An 18,167-nucleotide genomic window follows, 5' to 3' on the forward strand; every position below is an offset into this window, starting at 1 on the left:
GGCCAAGTTCCCCTGCTATTTGGCGGCGTGACGAATTGATGACGCTGCGTGAAAACGCCGCCCCTTTAGCCGCGTCCGTTCCTGCTGGAAAGGCGCTTTTGCGCGTGGCGGCAAAATGCTCTAACGGCCCGACCATGACCGACAAACTCGTGATCGCCCTTGCCCAGATGACCCAATCGGTGGGCGACCTTGCCGCCAATGCCGACGCGATGCTGGCATGGCGGGACAGGGCCGTGGGCGCGGACCTGATCGTCTATCCCGAATTGCAGCTGATCGGCTATCCGCCCGAAGATCTGGTGCTGAAACCCGCTTTGGTCGAGCGCGCGAATCAGGAGCTGGACCGGCTGGCGCAGGCGACGGCGGATGGCGGCCCGGCGATGCTGGTCGGCACCGTGGTTGCCGCCCAGGGCGTCCTGTTCAACGTCGTCGCGTTGCTGGAAGGCGGCGCAGTCACCCAGATCCGGCAGAAGCGCGAACTGCCCAATTATGGCACGTTCGACGAAAAACGCCTGTTCGCCCCCGGCCCGCTGCCCGCGCCGATCGCCTTTCGCGGGGTGAAGATCGGCGTACCGATCTGCGAGGATATATGGTTCCCCTTCGTCACCGCGCATCTGAAAGCGGAAGGGGCGGAGATTTTGATCAGCCCCAATGGCAGCCCCTATGAGGTGGACAAGGATGACCGCCGCCAGACCATGGTGGCGGGCGCGCGGGTGCGCGAAACCGGCCTGCCGCTGGCCTATCTCAACCGCGTCGGCGGGCAGGATGAACTGGTGTTCGACGGCGCGTCCTTCGTGATGAACGCCGATTTCGGCATCGCTCAGCAAATGCCTGACTGGGAAGAAGCGCTGGTGCTGACCCATTGGGAAAAATGGGACGGCCAGTGGGTCTGCCTGCCCGGCGAGGTCCATGTTCTGGATGAGCGGCCTGCCGACATTTATAATGCGATGGTGCTGGGCCTGCGCGACTATGTGAACCGCAATCGCTTTCCCGGCGTGGTGCTGGGCCTGTCGGGCGGGATCGATTCGGCGCTCTCCGCCGCAGTCGCGGTCGATGCGCTGGGGGCCGATCGCGTCTGGTGTGTGATGATGCCGTCGCGCTTCACCAGTCAGGAAAGCCTGGACGATGCCGTCGAATGCGCGCGGCTTCTGGGCGTGCGGTACGACACTATCCCCATCGAACCGGCAGTCGGCGCGTTCGACACGATGCTGGGCGAAGTGTTTGCGGGTCGCCAGCGCGACCTGACCGAGGAAAATATCCAGTCGCGTATCCGGGGCGTAACGCTGATGGCGCTGTCCAACAAATTCGGCCACATGCTGCTGACCACCGGCAACAAGAGCGAGATGTCGGTCGGCTACGCCACCATTTATGGCGACATGGCGGGCGGCTATTCGGTGTTGAAGGACGCCTATAAGACCACGGTGTTCGACCTCTGCCGCTGGCGCAACGACAATGTCCCGACGCTGGGCGAAGGCTTTGGCCCCGCCGGCCCGGTCATGCCCGAAAGGGTCATCACCAAGCCGCCAAGCGCCGAACTGCGCCCCGACCAGCGCGACGATGACAGCCTGCCCCCCTATGAGGTGCTGGACCCGATCCTCTATGGCCTGGTGGAGGAGGAATTGTCGGTGGAACAACTGGTCGCGCGCGGTTTCGATCGCGATACGGTCGCGCGGATCGAACGGCTGCTTTATGTCGCGGAATATAAACGCCGCCAGTCCCCGCCCGGCGTCAAACTGGGCAGCCGCAATTTCGGCCGCGACCGGCGCTATCCGATCACCAACGCATTTCGCACCCTTTAACAACCTCCGTTCGAACCGAACGGGGAATGAGTGATAAACATGACCGTCATCACCCGCTTCGCCCCCTCGCCCACCGGCCACCTTCATGTCGGCAATATCCGCGCCGCGCTGCATAACTGGCTGTGGGCGCAAAAAAGCGGCGGGCAATTTCTCCTGCGGCTCGACGATACCGACCTCGAACGCTCACGCACCGAATATGCCGATGCCATCCGCGCCGACCTGCAATGGCTGGGGCTCCGTTGGGACGCCGAAGCGAAGCAGTCCGACCGCTTCGCCCTTTATGAAGCGCGGTTCGAGGCGCTCAGGGCGTCGGGCCATGTCTATCCCGCCTATGAGACGCAACAGGAACTGGAGCTTCGGCGCAAAATCCTGCTGGGGCGCGGCCTGCCGCCGGTCTATGATCGCGCCGCGCTGACGCTGACGCCGGATCAGATCGCCGCCTATGAAGCCGAAGGGCGCGCGCCCCACTGGCGTTTCAAGCTGGACCATGACCAGCCCATCGTCTGGACCGACCTCATCCGCGGCGAGCAGCGTTTCGACCCCAAAACATTGTCCGATCCGGTCATTCGCCGCGCCGATGGCAGTTGGCTCTATATGCTCCCTTCGGTGATCGACGACATTGACATGGGCGTCACCCACGTCCTGCGCGGGGAGGATCATGTGTCCAACACCGCGACACAAATCCAGATGTTCACGGCCTTGGGCACGCCGCTCCCGGCCTTTGCCCATGAAGCGTTGCTGACGGGAAGCGAGGGCAAGCTGTCCAAGCGGCTGGGTTCGCTCGGCGTCGCCCATTTCCGCGAAATCGGGCTGGAGCCTGCCGCCATCGCCTCGCTGCTGGCGCGACTGGGCAGTTCGCAACCCATCGAGCCGTTCGCGGACATGCAGCCGCTGGTCGACAGTTTCGACTTTGCCCATTTTGGCCGCGCCCCAGCCCGCTTCGATGAAGGCGAACTCGCCACTCTCAACCAGAAGATCGTTCATCTGCTGCCATATGAGGCGGTTGCCACCCGTCTGCCCGATGGCATGGATGGCCAGGCATGGGACACCATCCGTCCCAATCTGGAGACGGTTGCGGGTGCCGCCGACTGGTGGCGGATCGTCACAGGTCCCGTGGACGCGCCCGCGCCTGATCCGGACGACCGCGCCTTCCTGACCCGCGCCCACGCCATCCTAACGGATGCCCCCTTCGACGCCGACATCTGGCGCACGCTGACCCATGCGCTGAAGGAGGAAAGCGGTCGCAAGGGGAAGGCGCTGTTCCTGCCGCTGCGTCGCGCGCTGACCGGGCTGGATCACGGGCCGGACATGGGACAATTGCTGCCGTTGATTGGGCGGGACGAAGCCCTGGCCCGGCTGCGAACCTAAAGGCGATCCGATCCGCTCTACGCGGGCCTGGATCGCCTCAGGCGCGCGTCAAGGCCAGCGCCTTGCCCACGGCGGCGATGCCTTCCGGGGCGGCCGCGAAACCCATATGGGTGCAATCCACCTCGATCGCGCTATCCCGCTCCCCCCGGCGCCCCTTGGCGCATTCGGGCAGGACCACCCCGTCGCGCCGCGACCAGAGCGCCACGGTCGGAACGGGCGGCTTGACCTCCCGCATGCAGGGAAAGGGCGGGCGATCGACCGGCGTACCTGACACCAGCTGATACAGCCGCCAGGCATGATTGGCACGCGGGTCGCCGGAAAAAGGCGTGCCCAGCGTCACCACGCCGCCGACCTTGGCCGTCGCCAGCTTGGCATATTCGCGCGCATATAGTCCGCCAAGGCTCCAGCCGACCAGCGTCACCGGCCCGCCGGTCGTCCGCCTTATTTCGTCCACCCGCCGGTCGATCGCGTCCAGGCTGTCCGGCTTCGGGCCATAATTGCGCCCCATGCCCCAATGATGGGCATCAAATCCGGCCTTGTTGAGGATCGCGCGCATCGGCTCCATTCGCGCATCCGATGCCAGCAGGCCTGGAATCAGCAGCAGCGTGCGACCATCGCCCTGTATCGTCCGCGCCAATATATCGGCCTGCGCCCGCGTCCGCGCCAGATCGAAGGGCAGCGCCATATTGCCGACCAGATGCTGAATCGAAGGCCGGGCGGCACGGGGGCCGGACGCCAGGCGATCCTTCCAGAAAGTGGTGACGGCAGCATAAGGAGGCACGACGACAAAATCCCTTTGGCCTGGAGGCAAAGATGACACTGTCGTGACAAACGCCGTCCGCGTCCATCGGTTTCGTCGCAACTGATAAACTGTTTATCGCAATATCGGATCAGGGGGCAAGCGGCGACGTCTGCGCGACCGGCGCGCCCTCCGCACTGCGCAACACGCGCGGTTCCAATATGGCTGCCGTTTCGATCAGGTCAAGAGCGCGGCGCGCCTCCAGATAGCGGCGGGCAAGCTGGATCCAGCGATCAGCGGCCGCACGGCCTGGCAGCCGCTCGACCTCTGCCAGCGCGGCATTGACCCGCCCGCCGTCAAGATAGTGGATTGCCCGGTCGAACCCGGCCTGCGGACGGGGCGAAGGAGACGACGCCCGGCGGATCGTCACCAGTTCGCGCGCTTCATGTTCCAGCGCGCTCCACCAGCTCGCATTGGCAGGCGGCGTCGTGGCCCGCTCGCCAATGTCGATCAGCCCCCCGCGCAAGTCGGCCAGTGTCACCGGCTCCCGCGCGGCATTGATGATGGTCGCGACCGCGCGCGGCTGGGCCTGGCCGAAGCGGAGCCGCAACTGCCCTTCGATATAGCCTAATGGCGTCCCGCTATCGAGCGCCCGGCGCGCGGCGAAGGCGACCAGCAGCCCCTCCGCTCGCGCAGCATTGCCCGACGCCGCCTGCGCCTCCACGGTGATGCGTGTCAACCGCTCCTCCAGCTGCACCACGCGCGCGTCGAGCATCTGCGCGGCGTCAATGGACAAGGAGCGCTGCGTCAGGGTCCGCGGGACAGTGCTGGCCTGTGGCGGGGCCATGCTGGCCGCCTGTGGCTGCGGTTCGTCCATGCGGCTCTGGATTTGCGGCCAGGCCCAGATGGTGACGCCAACCCCCACCACAAAGGCCAGAAGGATCAAAACCAGCAGCGGCACCATGCTCCGTCGCCGGGCGGAAGGCGGGGTCGGGGTCATGCTGCCAAGGCCATCCTCGTCGCTCATGCTGCCCCTCTTGCCTGTCATGACATCCGTCATTCGCACAAACCGCGCAAGAGAGCCAGCATGTCGTCATCCCCCGGCTGGTCGGGCGCATGACCGCTGGCCCAGCCGCTTCCGCACGCCGCCAGCGCTTTGGGGCTGATGGCCACGATATGCAGCGCAGCACGCGCAGTCGGCGCGACCTGCTCCGCCAGCCGCTCGCCCGCACGCGGGGAATGGACGAGCAGCACCGATCCCGGCGTCGCATCGTCCAACAGCGCGGGATCGGGCGGCAGACTGGTCATGCTATACACCGCGATCCGCCTGACATGCAGCGATCCTGTCGCCATGGGCGCAACCGTCGTGCCCGCCAGATGCAGCACCGTGCGATGGCCCTCGGTTGCGATCCGCGCGGCGATCGTGCTGGCGTCGGCATCGCCTGCGCTCACCCCGTCAAAGCCCTGCGCCCGCATGGCCGCCGCCGTCGCGCTGCCCACCGCATAAGCGGGCAGTCCGTGATAGGCCGCCAGTGCCGGACCCGCCAGCCGCGCCGCATGGGCGCTGGTCATCAAAAGCGCGTCGAAATCCCCGGCAGGCGGCGGCGTCCATTCCAGCGCCTGGGGCGCGAACAACGGATGCACGACCGCCTCCCATCCCAGCCGCGCCACGGCCTGCGCCGTCCTGCCCGCCCCCGGTTCGGGCCGCAGGACAATAACCCGCCTCATCCCTCGAACAGGGACCGCAGCGCCGGGCTGGCCCGGTCCAGCAGCGATCGACCCATCGCCTGCGCGGCATCGCTGTCATGCCGGTCGATCCGCGCTTCATCGCGTACCGTCTCCTGCCCGTTGGGGCTGATGATCTCTGCGCGAAGGTGCAGCCGGTCGCCATCCACCAGCGCCAGCGCGGCGATCGGCGAATGGCAAGTGCCGCCCAGACCCATCAGCACGTTCCGTTCGGCCATGACGCAATCGAACGTATCGGCGTCACTGATCGCGGCCAGCGCCGCCAGCACGGCTTCATTGTCGGCCAGCGTCTCTATCCCGACCGCCCCTGCGATGGGGCGGGCAGCATCGTGTCGAAGGGAATCGTGATGCCGACCTCCCCCTGCCCCAGCCGGTCCAGCCCCGCCGCCGCCAGCAGCGTCGCATGAACTTCGCCCGCCGCCAGCTTGGCGAGCCGTGTCGCGACATTGCCCCGGAACAGCGTGATGGTGGCGTCCGGTCGCAACCGCGCCACCTGCGCGGCGCGGCGCGGCGAACTGGTGCCGACCACCGGATTGTCGGGCAGCGCGTCGAAACTGTCTGCCCCGACCAGCTTGTCGCGCACATCGGCGCGCGGCAGCATTGCGGCGATACGCATCGCGGCGGGGCGCAGCGTTTCCACATCCTTCATGCTGTGGACGGCGAAATCTATGTCACCCTCCGCCAGCGCACGGTCCAATTCCTTGGTCCATAACGCCTTTCCGCCAATTTCCGCCAGTGCGCGGTCCTGTATCCGGTCGCCACTGGTCTGGACGGTGACGATGGCCACGGCGCTATCGGGCCAGCCATGGGTATCGCACAAAGCGCGGGCGGTCATGCGGGCCTGGGCCAGCGCAAGGGGCGAACCCCTGGTGCCGAGGCGCAACGGTCGGTCGAACAAAATCATATGCGGCTTGCTCTAATGGGCACGGGCATTAGATGGAAGCGGCAATGACAATCATCCTTGGCCTGGAATCGAGCTGCGATGAAACCGCAGCGGCACTGGTGACGGCCGACGGCAGGATATTGGCGCATCGGCTGGCCACGCAGGAAGAGGCGCACCGCCCCTATGGCGGCGTCGTGCCGGAAATCGCCGCCCGCGCCCATGTTGAGGCCTTGGCGCCCCTGATCGAAGCCGCGCTGACGGATGCGGATATGACGCTCGATCAGGTCGATGTGATCGCCGCGACCGCCGGGCCGGGCCTGATCGGCGGGGTGATGGTGGGTCTGGTGACGGCCAAGGCGCTGGCCCATGCGGCGGGCAAGCCGTTGATCGCGGTCAATCATCTGGAGGGCCACGCCCTTTCGCCCCGCCTGTCCAACCGGACGCTGCAATTCCCCTACCTGCTCTTGCTGGTGTCGGGCGGCCATTGCCAGATTTTGCTGGTGCGCGGCCCCGACGACTATGCGCGTCTGGCCACCACGATCGACGATGCGGCGGGCGAGGCGTTCGACAAGACCGCCAAGCTGCTGGGGCTTGGCTATCCCGGCGGCCCGCAGGTGGAAAAGGCGGCGGCGCAGGGCAATCCCAGGGCCGTTCCCCTGCCCCGCCCGCTGCTCGGCACGGCGGAACCGCATTTCTCCTTCGCGGGCCTGAAAAGCGCGGTCATGCGCGCGGTCCAGTCCGGGCAATATTCGCAACCGGACATTGCGGCGAGTTTCCAGCAGGCGGTGATCGACTGCCTGATCGACCGCACCCGCCGCGCGCTGACGCAGGCGGACGGCATGACCGCGCTGGTCGTGGCGGGCGGCGTCGCAGCCAATCAGGCGATCCGCGCGGCGCTCGAACAGCTGGCGGCGGACCATGGCCTGCCCTTCGCCGCGCCGCCCTTGTGGCTGTGCACCGACAATGCAGCGATGATCGCCTGGGCCGGGGCGGAGCGCTTCGCCGCAGGACTGATCGACGATCTGACCGTTCCCGCCCGGCCGCGCTGGCCATTGGATCCCGCAGCGGAAAAGGCGCGTGGCGCCGGAGTGAAAGCATGAATGGGCAAGGCATGAAGGCGGGCGTCATCGGAGCCGGCGCATGGGGCACGGCGCTGGCGCAGCTGCTCGCCGCCGACGGACAGGCCGTGACGCTGTGGGCGCTGGAGACCGAAGTGGTCGACGCGATCAATGGCGGGCACGAAAATCCGCTCTATCTGCCCGGTATCAAGCTAGCCCCGTCGATCCGGGCGACCGGCGCGATGGCCGACCTGGGCGATTGCGACATGGTGCTGGTGGTCAGCCCGGCGCAACATCTGCGCGATGTCGTCCGCCAGGCTCCAGCCGGTGTGCCGCTGGTCCTGTGTTCCAAGGGGATCGAGGCCGGCTCCGGCCTGCTGATGGGTGAAGTGGCGCGCGCCGTGCAGCCGACATCGCCCATCGCCGTCCTGTCCGGCCCGACCTTCGCCCATGAAGTGGCCAAAGGGTTGCCGACCGCGATCACATTGGCGTGCGACGATGCCGTGCTGGGCGCGCAACTGGCGGCGCGGATCGCCCGCCCGGCGTTCCGGCCCTATCTGTCCGACGACGTCACCGGCGCGGAAATCGGGGGCGCGGTCAAGAATGTGCTGGCGATCGCCTGTGGCGTGGCGGACGGCGCGGGTCTGGGCCTTAACGCCCGCGCGGCGCTGATCAGCCGGGGCTTTGCCGAAATGACGCGCTTTGGCCTGGCGCGCGGGGCGCGGGCGGAGACGCTGGCCGGACTATCGGGGCTGGGCGATCTGGTGCTGACCTGTTCCTCCACCAATTCGCGCAACTTCTCGCTGGGCAAGGGGCTGGGCGAAGGGCGTAGCGCCGCTGAACTCCTGTCCAACCGCCGTACCGTGGCCGAAGGCGCGTTTACCGCCCCGGTGCTGCGCGATGCGGCGCGCGCGGCAGGGGTCGAAATGCCGGTGGTCGAAGCGGTCTGCGCCCTGCTGGCCGACGCTGCGCCGCTCGGCACCGTGATCGACGCGCTGCTCGCGCGCCCGTTGCGGCCCGAATAAGCCATCGCGCGCCCGCACCATCATGGCTACATTTGGGTCAACAGACGCGACGACAGAGGGGAATCGATTGGCCGGGCAGCATCCTGCGCCTAAGGACGAGGATGACATCGCCGCCTTGGCGAAGGGCGGGCGGACCAATGTGTTCGGCTTCCTTCTTCGCCTGGCCGCGCGGCTGCCCTTCCTGTTCATCGCCGGTCGCGTCTATGGCGCCGAAGCGCTGGGCCGCTTCGCCTATGCCGTGCTGGTGGTGGAATTTGTCGCGCAACTCGCGACGCTGGGGCTGAAACGCGGGCTGGCGGGAGCGCTCAGCCAGACCGAACGGCCCCACGCCCATGTCGTCACCGACGCAATGCTGGTGACGATGATCGCCGCGCTGGCGGGCGCTGGCCTGCTGGTCGCCTTTCCGCAGGCCATGTTCCCCAATAGCGGCATCAACGGCCTCGACCGGCTGCTGGCGCTGGTCGTCATCGCGGTTGCCGGGTCGGACGTGGCGCTGGCCGCCTGCGCCTATAAATTCGACGTTGGCGCGACAGTGCGGGCGCGCTCTATCATAGAACCCTGGGCCATCAGCATCGGCGCCTTCGCCTTCGCCTTTTATTCGACCCGTGACGGGCTGATCCTGTCCTACGCCGTGTCGATGATCGCCGCCTTCATCGCCTCCATCATTCCGATGGCGCGCCATTATGGCCTGCCTGTGGGCTGGCGGCCTGATTCTGGCCGACTATGGCGGCTGGCGCGGCGCAACCTGCCGCTGGCGGCGGCCGACGGGGTGGAATGGGGATCGCGGCGGCTCGACATGGCCATATTGGGCCTGTTCGTCAGCCCGGCGGTCATCGGCATCTATTATGTCGCGCAACAGGTCGCATCGCTGCCGCAGAAGCTCAAGACCAGCTTCGACCCGATTTTGGGCCCGGTCATCACCCGCAATCTGGCGGAGGGCAATCTGGCCGGGATCGCGCGGCAGGTCAGCCAGGTCGGGTTCTGGATCATCGCCGCGCAGGCCGGAATTGCGCTGGCACTCGGCATCCCCGGCGAAGCGGTGATGGGGCTGGTTGGCCCGCATTTCGTCAGCGGCACCGGGGCGCTGGCCTTCCTGCTGCTGGCCGAAGTGATCGCCGCCACCGCAGTCGTCAGCGAATCAGCGCTGGTCTATATCGCGCGCCACCGCAATTTGATGATCTCGCTCGGCATGATCGGCTGTCAGGCCGTTTTCAGCTTCGCGCTGATCCTGCTCGCCCGTCGACTTGGCCTCCCGGTCATGGCGGTCGCCGCCGCCCCGGCGCTGGCGCTGTGCCTTGCGCTGGCGGTCGGCGCCTTCGTCAAGGCGCGGCTGCTCGCGCGACTGCTCGATGCGCCGATCAACGCCTGGCGCTGGCCATTGCTCAGCGCAGCAGGCGTTGCCTGCATCGTCGGCGCGGCCTTCGTCGCCCTGCCGCCGCGCCTGGAATGGGTCGAACTGGTCGTCGGCGTCTGGGCGATATTGGGCGCTTATGGCGTGGTCATCTGGCGCTGGGGCTTTGGCCCCGATGACCGCACCCTGTTCCGCAAGCGCAAGGCGGACTGATCAGGCGAACAGCCTGTCGCGGATCACGCCCAGATCATCCTCCGGTCGCGCGCCCCAGTGGGAGATGACTTCGGCCGCCGCCGCTGCACCCAATGCCAGGCAATCGGCCACGCTGCGGCCATCGATATGGGCGGCAAGGAAACCGGCGGCGAACAGATCGCCAGCGCCCGTCGTGTCGATGATCTGCGCGACCGGCGCGGCGGGTGCCTCGTAACGCATGCCATCGACGATCGCGACCGCACCATTTTCGCTGCGGGTCGACACCAGCACCGGCACCTTGGCCGCCATCGTCGCCACGGCCTTGTCGAAATCGTCGATCTGCGCGAGCGACTGGATTTCGCCTTCATTGGAAAAAAGGATGTCGATCTGGCCATGATCGATCAGGTCCAGAAAATCGGCGCGATGCCGGTCGATGACGAAATTGTCGGACAGGGTGAAGGCGACCTTGCGCCCCGCACCGCGCGCCGCGTCGATCGCCGCCCGCATCGCCGCGCGCGGCTGCTGCGGGTCCCACAAATAGCCTTCCAGATAAAGGATGCCGGCCGACCGGATCATGTCGAGGTCGAGCGCGGCTTCGGGCAAAAATTGCGATGCGCCCAGAAAGGTGTTCATCGTACGCTGCGCGTCGGGGGTCACCAGAATCAGGCAGCGGGCGGTAGGCACGTCGCCAGTCATCGCCGGTGTGTCGAACCGGATGCCGAGCGCGCGAACGTCATGGGCGAATACCGTGCCCAGCTGATCGTCATTCACCTGGCCGATAAAGCCGCACGTCTTGCCCAGCGCGGCAAGCCCCGCCAGCGTGTTGGCGGCTGATCCGCCGCTGATTTCCTTGGCCTGGGGCATGTCGGCATAGAGCGCTTCGGCCATATCGGCGTCGATCAGCTGCATCCCGCCCTTGGTCAGCGCATGTTCGGCCAGAAAGGCGTCATCGCTGCGTGCGAGAACATCGACAATGGCGTTGCCGATGGCGACGACGTCAAGCGTCGGGGCCGAAACTGAAGCGGAAGCGGTCACGCAATATCCTTATGGTACGGGGAATGTCCGGGTGCCGTCTCTATCGGCGCGCGTGTCGCCATGCAACAGCGTGCGATTGACGGGCCTCGCGACAGGCAGGATAAGGACGCGATGGTCCTGACCGCCGCGCTGCGCGCCTTCCCGCTGATCTTCCATGCCGCCGCCAGGCGGCTGCTGGTCAAGACATTGTTGCTGACGCTTCTGGTCTTTGCCCTGCTGGCGGTGGGGCTGTGGGCAGGATTCCATGCGCTGCGCCTCCATTATGGCTGGGGCGGCGGCGGCCTGGCGGAGGCGGCGGCGACCGCCCTGATCGTCGTCGCGGCAGGATGGCTGCTGTTTCGCGCGACTGCGATGGCGGTGATGGGCCTGTTCGCCGACGACATTGTCGTCGCCGTCGAGAGCAACAGTTACCCGGACGCTGCGGCCCATGCGCGCCCGGTCGGACCGGCGCGCAGCATCCGCTATGCGCTGGCCTCGGTCGCGCGGACGATCGGCTGGAACCTGTTGGCGCTGCCTGCCTATATCGCGCTGCTGGTGACAGGCGTGGGGACGATCGGGCTGTTTCTGGCGCTCAACGCCTATCTGCTGGGTCGCGATCTGGCCGACATGGTGGAACCACGCCATCCCGGCCATCCGCCGATCCCGCGCGGCAGCCGATGGCTTCTGGGGCTCGCTTCGGCGCTTCTGTTCCTTGTCCCGCTGGTCAACCTGCTTGCGCCGATCTGGAGCGCGGCTATGGCGGTCCACATGCTGCACGGCGTCAGAAGGAAGCCTGTATGAACGCCCCCCGCCTTACCCTGATCGCGCTGCTGTCGCTGCCGCTTGCCGCCTGCGGCGCTGGCAGCGTGGTGCCGCAGACCGGCATCGCCCCCCGCCCGCCGGTCCCCCGGCCAGCGCCTTTGGCAAGCCCGGCCCGCTGATGGGCGCGGACGCCCGCGCCCTGACCCAGATGTTCGGCACGCCCCGGCTCGACATTCGCGAGGCAACGGTGCGCAAGCTGCAATTTGCCAATGGCCGCTGCGTCCTAGACACCTATCTCTACGCCCCCGCGCGCGGCAAGGAGCCAGTGGTCACCCATGTGGACGCGCGCTCGCCTGCTGGCACGGATGTCGATCCGTCGGCCTGCGCGACGGCATTGCGGGCGCGCTAGACTGACAGCCGCCCGATCGCCCAGGTCGCCGCTTCCGCGACCACCGGATCGTCATCGCCCGCCAGCACCTGCAACCGGCCGAGCAAGCGCGCGTCGCCGCTATTGCCCGCCGCGATCGCCGCATTGCGCACCATGCGATTGCGGCCGATGCGCTTGATGGGGGAGCCGGAGAAGATTTCGCGAAACGCGGCATCGTCCAGCGCGAGCAGGTCGGCAAGGGCAGGCGCGGCGAGTTCGGCGCGGCCCACGAACGCCTTGTTCGCCGCCGCCTGATCGGCAAATTTGTTCCAGGGACAGACCGCCAGGCAATCGTCGCAACCATAGATGCGGTTGCCTATGCCTTCGCGCAGTTCGTGCGGGATCGGCCCCTTATGTTCGATCGTCAGATAGGAAATGCAGCGGCGGGCATCGACGACATAGGGGGATGGGAAGGCATCGGTCGGGCAGGCCGTCTGGCAGGCGGTGCAACTGCCGCAATGGTCGACCTCCGGCGCGTCGGGTTCCAGCGCGATTTCGGTGTAGATCGCCCCCAGAAACAGCCAGCTGCCATGCTGGCGGCTGACCAGATTGCTATGCTTGCCCTGCCAGCCCAACCCCGCCCCCTGCGCCAGCGGCTTTTCCATGACTGGCGCTGTATCGACGAACACCTTGAGCGCGCCGGGTTGCTGATCCACCAGCCAGCGGGCCAGGCTTTTCAGACCCTTTTTGACGACATCATGATAGTCCTTGCCCTGCGCATAGACGGATAAGCGCGCGCGGTCCGGCACGTCCGCCAGCGCCAGCGGATCGCGCCCCGGCGCATAGCTCATCCCCAGCATGACGACGCTGCGCACGTCCGGCCACAGGCCGCGCGGCGATCCACGTTGTCCCGCACGCTCCTCCATCCACAGCATGTCGCCATGATGGCCCGCATCCAGCCATTCGCCCAGCCGCTTGCCGGCCTGCGGCGCCACGTCCGCAGGCGCGATGGCACAGGCGGCAAAGCCCAGCGACGCGGCCTGCACCTTCAGACGGGTTTCCAAGCTTTCCATTTGCGTTGGCATGGGGGGACACTATCAGGAGCGGATGAACGGCGACACTCCGGCCCCGCCCCTCCGCTATGCGCTCGAAGGCCATGGCCTTGTCAAGACATTCGGCAGTTTCCGCGCGGTCGACGGCGTCGACATCGCCGTGCCTGCCGGGTCCATCTATGGCGTGCTGGGGCCAAATGGCGCGGGCAAGACGACGCTGCTGCGCACCCTGCTGGGCATCATCGACCCGGACGAGGGCACGCGGTCGCTGCTGGGCGACCCCGCCCCGCTGCGGATGGCGCGGCAGGTCGGCTATCTGCCGGAAGAGCGCGGGCTTTATCCGTCGATGAAGGCGTTTGAGGCGATCGCCTTCATGGGCGCGCTGCGCGGGTTGCCGCTGAAGCAGGGCCGCGAACGGGCGCGGGCGATGCTGGAGGGGCATGGCATGGGCGGCGCGATCGACAAGCCGATCCGCCAACTGTCCAAGGGCATGGCGCAGACGGTGCAATTGTTCGGGACGATCATCCACGAACCCCGGCTGATCCTGCTGGACGAGCCTTTTTCCGGGCTGGATGCGATCAATCAGGAGAAGCTGGAGGCGCTGATCCGTGAGCAGGCGCGTCGAGGCGTCACCATCCTCTTTTCCACCCATGTCATCGCCCATGCCGAACGGCTGTGCGAACGGATCGCCATCGTCGCGGGCGGACGCATCCGGTTCGAGGGGACAGTGGCTGACGCGCGCGATCGGCTACGCCCGCAGGTGCGGCTGCGCACCAAAGCCAGCGACGGGGCGTGGCGGCGCGCGCTGCCCACCGATACCGTCGTGGAGGATGGCGCATGGCATTTCGCCCTGCCGGATGACGGGATCGAGCCGCTGTTACGCGCACTGCTGGATGGGCAGGCGGGAATTGAAAGCCTGTCGATCGAACGGCCGGGCCTGCACGACGCCTTCGTCGCCATCGCCGGTGCCGCGACCGCGCGCCAGATGGAAGAAGCGCAGGCACGGGAGCAGGACGCATGAGAGAGATGCTGCGCGCCGCGCTGGTCATCGCCCGGCGGGACTTCACCGCCGTCGTGCTGTCGCGCACCTTCATCCTGTTTCTGCTCGGCCCGTTGCTGCCCATTCTGATCGGCATGGCCCTTGGCGGCCTGGGCGAGAAGATTGCCAGCACAGACCTGCGCCCGCTGGTGGGCATCGCCATGCCAGCAGGGGAGGCCGCGAAGCTGGAGCGCGCCCATGCCCGTCTGACCGAACGGATGGGGGATCAGGCGCTGGTCAGGCTGCGGCGCGTGCCGCTGACCCCGGCACCGCGCGAGCAGTTGGCGCGCCCTGATTCGGCGGTGGTGGCGATCCTTTCCGGATCGGTCGCGCACCCGATCCTGACCGGCAAAGCGGAAGATCTCGACAAGTTGCAGGGCGATATGAGCCTGATCGCCAGCGCGGCGCAAGCGGAACATACGCTGCGGCTCGTGCAGGTGGAGCGGCAGGAAGTCGCCAAGAGCCTTGGCGCGCAGGCGCAGGCGCGGTTGCTGATCGGCCGCGTGGCGCAGGTGGTGATGTTTTTCCTGACGATCCTGCTGGCGGGAATGATCCTGTCCAATCTGGTTGAGGAAAAGACGAACAAGATCATAGAGATATTGGCGGCCGCCGTACCGATAGACGCGATTTTCCTCGGCAAGCTGATGGCGATGCTGGCGATGAGCTTTGTCGGCATCGCCTTTTGGGGCGGCACCGCTTTCGCGATCTTCCTGGCGCTGCATGGGGGCGGGTCCAGCCTGCCAGCCCCCGCGGTGGGCTGGCCGATATTCCTGATCCTTGCCACCCTCTATTTCGCCATGGCCTATACGCTGCTGGGATCGCTGTTCCTGGGGATCGGCGCGCAGGCGGCTACGGTGCGCGAAGTGCAGACACTGAACATGCCGGTGACCATGGGGCAGATGCTGATCTTCTTTTTCGCCAATTACGCCGTCGACCATATGGGATCGCCCGCGGAAGTCGCGGCGACGATCTTTCCGTTCAGTTCACCCTTCGCGATGATCGCGCGCGCGGCGCAATCCGATGCGCTGTGGCCGCATCTGCTGGCGCTGCTGTGGCAGGCGGCGTTCGTGGCGCTGATCATCCGCGTGGGCGTGCTGCTGTTCCGCCGCCATGTCATGCAGTCGGGCGGCAGCTGGTGGAAACGCCTGTTCAGGAACACGACAGGCTGAACCATGTTTAATGGCGTCATGAACCGGCGATTCTTCCTGGGCGGCATAGCGACCGGCGCGATGGCGCTGGGCTGGTGGCGGCTGGGCCTTGGCACGGCGGAGGCCGCCTATCCTTATGCCCTGAGCGATGCGGAATGGCGCAAGCGGCTATCGCCGCTCGCCTATAATGTGTTGCGCAGGCAGGCGACGGAGCATCCCTTCACCAGCCCGCTCAACAAGGAACATCGCGCGGGCATTTTCGCCTGCGCTGGATGCGGACAAAAATTGTTCAGCTCCAAGACCAAGTTCGACAGTGGCACTGGCTGGCCCAGCTTCTACGCCCCACTGCCCAAGGCGGTGGGCACCAGTCGCGATTTCGCACTGGGCTATCCCCGGACCGAGGTTCATTGCGCGCGCTGCGGCGGGCATCTGGGCCATGTGTTCGACGACGGGCCAAAGCCCACGGGCCTGCGCTATTGCATGAACGGCGTCGCGCTCAGCTTCGTGGCGGCCTGATCCGGTAGATTTTCAGCGGGCCTTTGGTCGGCAGAGGCTCCAGCCATGGCGGTATCGTGCCGCGTGCCAGCATCGCCGCCAAACCCTTGCCATTGGCTTGGCCATAGAGGCGATATTCGTTTAGGCCGTCACAGGTCACGACATAGCGCGCGCTGGTTGCGCCGATCACTGTTCTTGCCTGGTCCGGCGCATCGACAAAGCCTTCGATCACCGCTGTAATCCCCGCTGCATTGCGGTGATGGGCAGTGCCGATGACGCTATGGCGGGTCTGGACGAGAATGTCGGGGCCAAGGTCGATCGGCGCGAACAGGGTCGTGGGCGCCAGGGTGCGCAGCGGGGCCAGCACCGTGGCCGCGCGGCAATTGGCGCTGGCATCTCGGGCCGATTCGGGCTTTGCGGCCAACGCCACCCACAGCGCGCAGAGACCAGCCGGAGTCAGCAGCACGAGTGCGACCGAACCGGCTATCCGCACCATCGCGCTGGCGGACGCCTGCACCCGGCGGAACAGGGCGAACAGCAGCCAGGCGGTGCCGGGCAGGGCGAACAGATGCGCCACGGACACGGCCCGCATGACCATGATCGCGACCAGCATCGCCCCGGCCAGCAGCAGCACCATTGTCAGCCAGCGCATCCGCACCGGGCCGCTGGCCGCGCGCGCCGCCAATAGCGTGGCAATCAGGCCGAATAGCGAGGGAAGCAGGATGACGCCCACCATCAACCGGCTCTGTTCCCAGATCGGCCGCCCCTCCATGACCTGCAAATACCAGAGCTTATAGGCCAGCGGTCCCAACGCCGCGAAGGGATCACCCGACAGGCACGCCCCGCCGGTCAGCAGGAAGGTCGCCAGCGCCGCGCCGCCCCCGATCGCGCCGATCAGGCAGCGGCGTAGCGCGGTGGACGGGCCGATCAATCTTGCGGCGGCAGGCGTCGCAACCGCCAGAGCGACCAAGGGCCAGACATAGACGAAGGAGAGCGCGTCGCACTGGCGCGCCAGTACGGCAGATGGCCCACGCAACAAGATGAGCGGGATCAGCGCCGCTGCGCCCAGTGCGACAGTGAAGCCGACGAAGCGCGGCGTTTCGGCCCGGTCGATCCAGTGGCGCAGGGCAAACAGCGCAGCGAACAGCGCCGCATAGGGCAGGCCTTCGCTCGAAATCTGGAGCCAGAGCGCCAGTGCCAGCCCCGCAACGATGCCCCCGCGCACCGGGCGCGAGTCCATCGCGCCGCCCAGTGCCAGCGCGGCGGCCATGATCTGCCAGCCATGATGGTCGATTCTGAGCGGCGTGAACTGGACCAGGATCGACGGGGCGGTCAGCAGCAGGACGATGGCCAGCAACGCCACGATCGTCCCGGCAATCCGGCGCGTGGCGACGAACAGCGCGGCGGTCAGCCCGCCCAGCAGCAGCAGCGGCACGACGGCGCAGGCGACCAGTTCCGCCGTCGCCATGCCCAGCAACGGGCGCAGCAGCAGGATCAGCGCCGCGATTGGCATATCGACGATCCGCGACCAGTGCATCGGCCCGCCTATGGGCGGGTTCACGCGATGCTGGCTGACATCCCAGAAGGCCTGCCCGCCTATCCAGTCGCGGACCTGCACCAGACGCATGGCGTCATCGGGATCGCGAAAGCCAAGCGTGGCGAAATCGCCCCGGAACAGCCACAGCATAGCCGCGCTGCACAGCAGCCAGGCAAGCAGCGCAAGCAGCGCCGCCCGCTTTCCGTCAGGCGCGGGCAAAGACGCCATATTTGCGGATCGCATAAACGGTGAGGAAGCTGACCGGCACGGACAACAATTTAGCGATCGTCGGAGCAACGCCGATCAGGCTTAGCCCGCCGACCATGGAAAGGGTAATGCCCATCCCCAGCAGGGCGCTCGCCACGAACCCGGCGCGCTGCGCGTGGGTCGGGCCGGTGCCGGTATCGAACACGAAACGGATGCTGATGGTCCAGTGGACAATCAGACCGACGGCATAACCGCCAAACGCCGCCAGCATGGGGGCGGCGCCGACATGGTCGAGCATCAGGAAAAGCGCCATGTCGCTCGACAGCGCGCAGATGCTGGCCAGCAGATAGCGGGCAAACATCAGACGCGAAACCAGCGCCACCAACAT

16 protein-coding genes and 2 pseudogenes are annotated in these 18,167 nt (G+C 66.9%); 10 read left to right on the forward strand and 8 right to left on the reverse strand.

Features of this window, described 5'->3' with window-relative positions; translation table 11 throughout:
• Positions 1–134: 134 nt before the first annotated feature.
• Together CJD35_RS03725 and gltX are read left to right on the forward strand one after the other, a co-directional pair.
• On the forward strand, positions 135–1,796 hold the full coding sequence (locus CJD35_RS03725; protein ID WP_017184251.1) for an NAD+ synthase: 1,662 nt from the start codon (positions 135–137) through the stop codon (positions 1,794–1,796).
• Between the two features lie 39 nt (positions 1,797–1,835).
• Positions 1,836–3,164: a glutamate--tRNA ligase gene (gene gltX, locus CJD35_RS03730; RefSeq protein ID WP_017184250.1), complete on the forward strand. Its 1,329-nt coding sequence runs from the start codon at positions 1,836–1,838 to the stop codon at positions 3,162–3,164.
• 37 nt (positions 3,165–3,201) lie between these two features.
• Here the strand turns inward: gltX and CJD35_RS03735 are convergent, their stop codons facing one another.
• From CJD35_RS03735 to hemC, 4 genes and pseudogenes are all read right to left on the reverse strand, one after another.
• On the reverse strand, positions 3,202–3,945 hold the full coding sequence (locus CJD35_RS03735) for an esterase/lipase family protein (protein ID WP_017184249.1): 744 nt from the start codon (positions 3,943–3,945) through the stop codon (positions 3,202–3,204).
• Between the two features lie 109 nt (positions 3,946–4,054).
• Positions 4,055–4,963, reverse strand: a complete 909-nt coding sequence (locus tag CJD35_RS03740; RefSeq protein ID WP_017184248.1) for a hypothetical protein — start codon at positions 4,961–4,963, stop codon at positions 4,055–4,057.
• Positions 4,960–5,631: a uroporphyrinogen-III synthase gene (locus tag CJD35_RS03745; protein WP_017184247.1), complete on the reverse strand. Its 672-nt coding sequence runs from the start codon at positions 5,629–5,631 to the stop codon at positions 4,960–4,962. Before CJD35_RS03745 ends, CJD35_RS03740 begins: the two co-directional genes overlap by 4 nt.
• Positions 5,628–6,553, reverse strand: a pseudogene (gene hemC, locus CJD35_RS03750) (hydroxymethylbilane synthase). The gene CJD35_RS03745 and the pseudogene hemC overlap by 4 nt, the downstream one beginning before the upstream one ends.
• A gap of 44 nt (positions 6,554–6,597) precedes the next feature.
• Between hemC and tsaD the strand changes: the two are divergent.
• Genes tsaD through CJD35_RS03765 form a run of 3 tightly spaced genes read left to right on the forward strand, consistent with a single transcriptional unit; the run spans position 6,598 to position 10,179 of the window.
• Positions 6,598–7,632 (forward strand): tRNA (adenosine(37)-N6)-threonylcarbamoyltransferase complex transferase subunit TsaD, encoded by a 1,035-nt coding sequence (gene tsaD / locus CJD35_RS03755; RefSeq protein ID WP_086485967.1) that lies wholly within the window; start codon positions 6,598–6,600, stop codon positions 7,630–7,632.
• An 11-nt stretch (positions 7,633–7,643) separates the two neighbouring features.
• On the forward strand, positions 7,644–8,615 hold the full coding sequence (locus CJD35_RS03760; RefSeq protein ID WP_026002599.1) for an NAD(P)H-dependent glycerol-3-phosphate dehydrogenase: 972 nt from the start codon (positions 7,644–7,646) through the stop codon (positions 8,613–8,615).
• A gap of 22 nt (positions 8,616–8,637) precedes the next feature.
• Positions 8,638–10,179: a lipopolysaccharide biosynthesis protein gene (locus CJD35_RS03765; RefSeq protein WP_370569440.1), complete on the forward strand. Its 1,542-nt coding sequence runs from the start codon at positions 8,638–8,640 to the stop codon at positions 10,177–10,179.
• Here the strand turns inward: CJD35_RS03765 and CJD35_RS03770 are convergent, their stop codons facing one another.
• Positions 10,180–11,193 (reverse strand): adenosine kinase, encoded by a 1,014-nt coding sequence (locus CJD35_RS03770; RefSeq protein ID WP_086485768.1) that lies wholly within the window; start codon positions 11,191–11,193, stop codon positions 10,180–10,182.
• Positions 11,194–11,304: 111 nt separating this feature from the next.
• Here CJD35_RS03770 and CJD35_RS03775 point away from each other — a divergent pair, with 111 nt between their 5' ends.
• A complete protein-coding gene (locus CJD35_RS03775) occupies positions 11,305–11,973 on the forward strand; it encodes an EI24 domain-containing protein (protein ID WP_026002600.1) in 669 nt (222 codons plus the stop codon).
• Positions 11,970–12,343: pseudogene (locus CJD35_RS23515) on the forward strand (hypothetical protein). Before CJD35_RS03775 ends, CJD35_RS23515 begins: the two are co-directional and overlap by 4 nt.
• Here the strand turns inward: CJD35_RS23515 and queG are convergent.
• Positions 12,340–13,374 (reverse strand): tRNA epoxyqueuosine(34) reductase QueG, encoded by a 1,035-nt coding sequence (gene queG, locus CJD35_RS03785; protein ID WP_095686796.1) that lies wholly within the window; start codon positions 13,372–13,374, stop codon positions 12,340–12,342. The pseudogene CJD35_RS23515 and the gene queG sit on opposite strands and share 4 nt — an antisense overlap.
• 34 nt (positions 13,375–13,408) lie before the next feature.
• Here queG and CJD35_RS03790 point away from each other — a divergent pair, with 34 nt between their 5' ends.
• From CJD35_RS03790 to msrB, 3 genes are read left to right on the forward strand one after another with little or no spacing between them, the layout of a single operon-like run.
• Positions 13,409–14,374: an ABC transporter ATP-binding protein gene (locus CJD35_RS03790; RefSeq protein WP_017184294.1), complete on the forward strand. Its 966-nt coding sequence runs from the start codon at positions 13,409–13,411 to the stop codon at positions 14,372–14,374.
• A complete protein-coding gene (locus CJD35_RS03795) occupies positions 14,371–15,561 on the forward strand; it encodes an ABC transporter permease (protein WP_026002602.1) in 1,191 nt (396 codons plus the stop codon). Before CJD35_RS03790 ends, CJD35_RS03795 begins: the two co-directional genes overlap by 4 nt.
• 18 nt (positions 15,562–15,579) lie before the next feature.
• Positions 15,580–16,056, forward strand: a complete 477-nt coding sequence (msrB, locus tag CJD35_RS03800; protein WP_017184296.1) for a peptide-methionine (R)-S-oxide reductase MsrB — start codon at positions 15,580–15,582, stop codon at positions 16,054–16,056.
• Here the strand turns inward: msrB and CJD35_RS03805 are convergent.
• Positions 16,037–17,800 carry a hypothetical protein gene (locus CJD35_RS03805; protein WP_017184297.1) on the reverse strand — a complete coding sequence of 588 codons (1,764 nt, stop codon included), beginning with the start codon at positions 17,798–17,800 and terminating at the stop codon, positions 16,037–16,039. The two genes, msrB and CJD35_RS03805, sit on opposite strands and share 20 nt — an antisense overlap.
• Positions 17,778–18,167 carry a GtrA family protein gene (locus CJD35_RS03810; RefSeq protein ID WP_017184298.1) on the reverse strand — a complete coding sequence of 130 codons (390 nt, stop codon included), beginning with the start codon at positions 18,165–18,167 and terminating at the stop codon, positions 17,778–17,780. Before CJD35_RS03810 ends, CJD35_RS03805 begins: the two co-directional genes overlap by 23 nt.

Source organism: Sphingobium xenophagum (genome assembly GCF_002288285.1).
Classification (GTDB): domain Bacteria; phylum Pseudomonadota; class Alphaproteobacteria; order Sphingomonadales; family Sphingomonadaceae; genus Sphingobium; species Sphingobium xenophagum.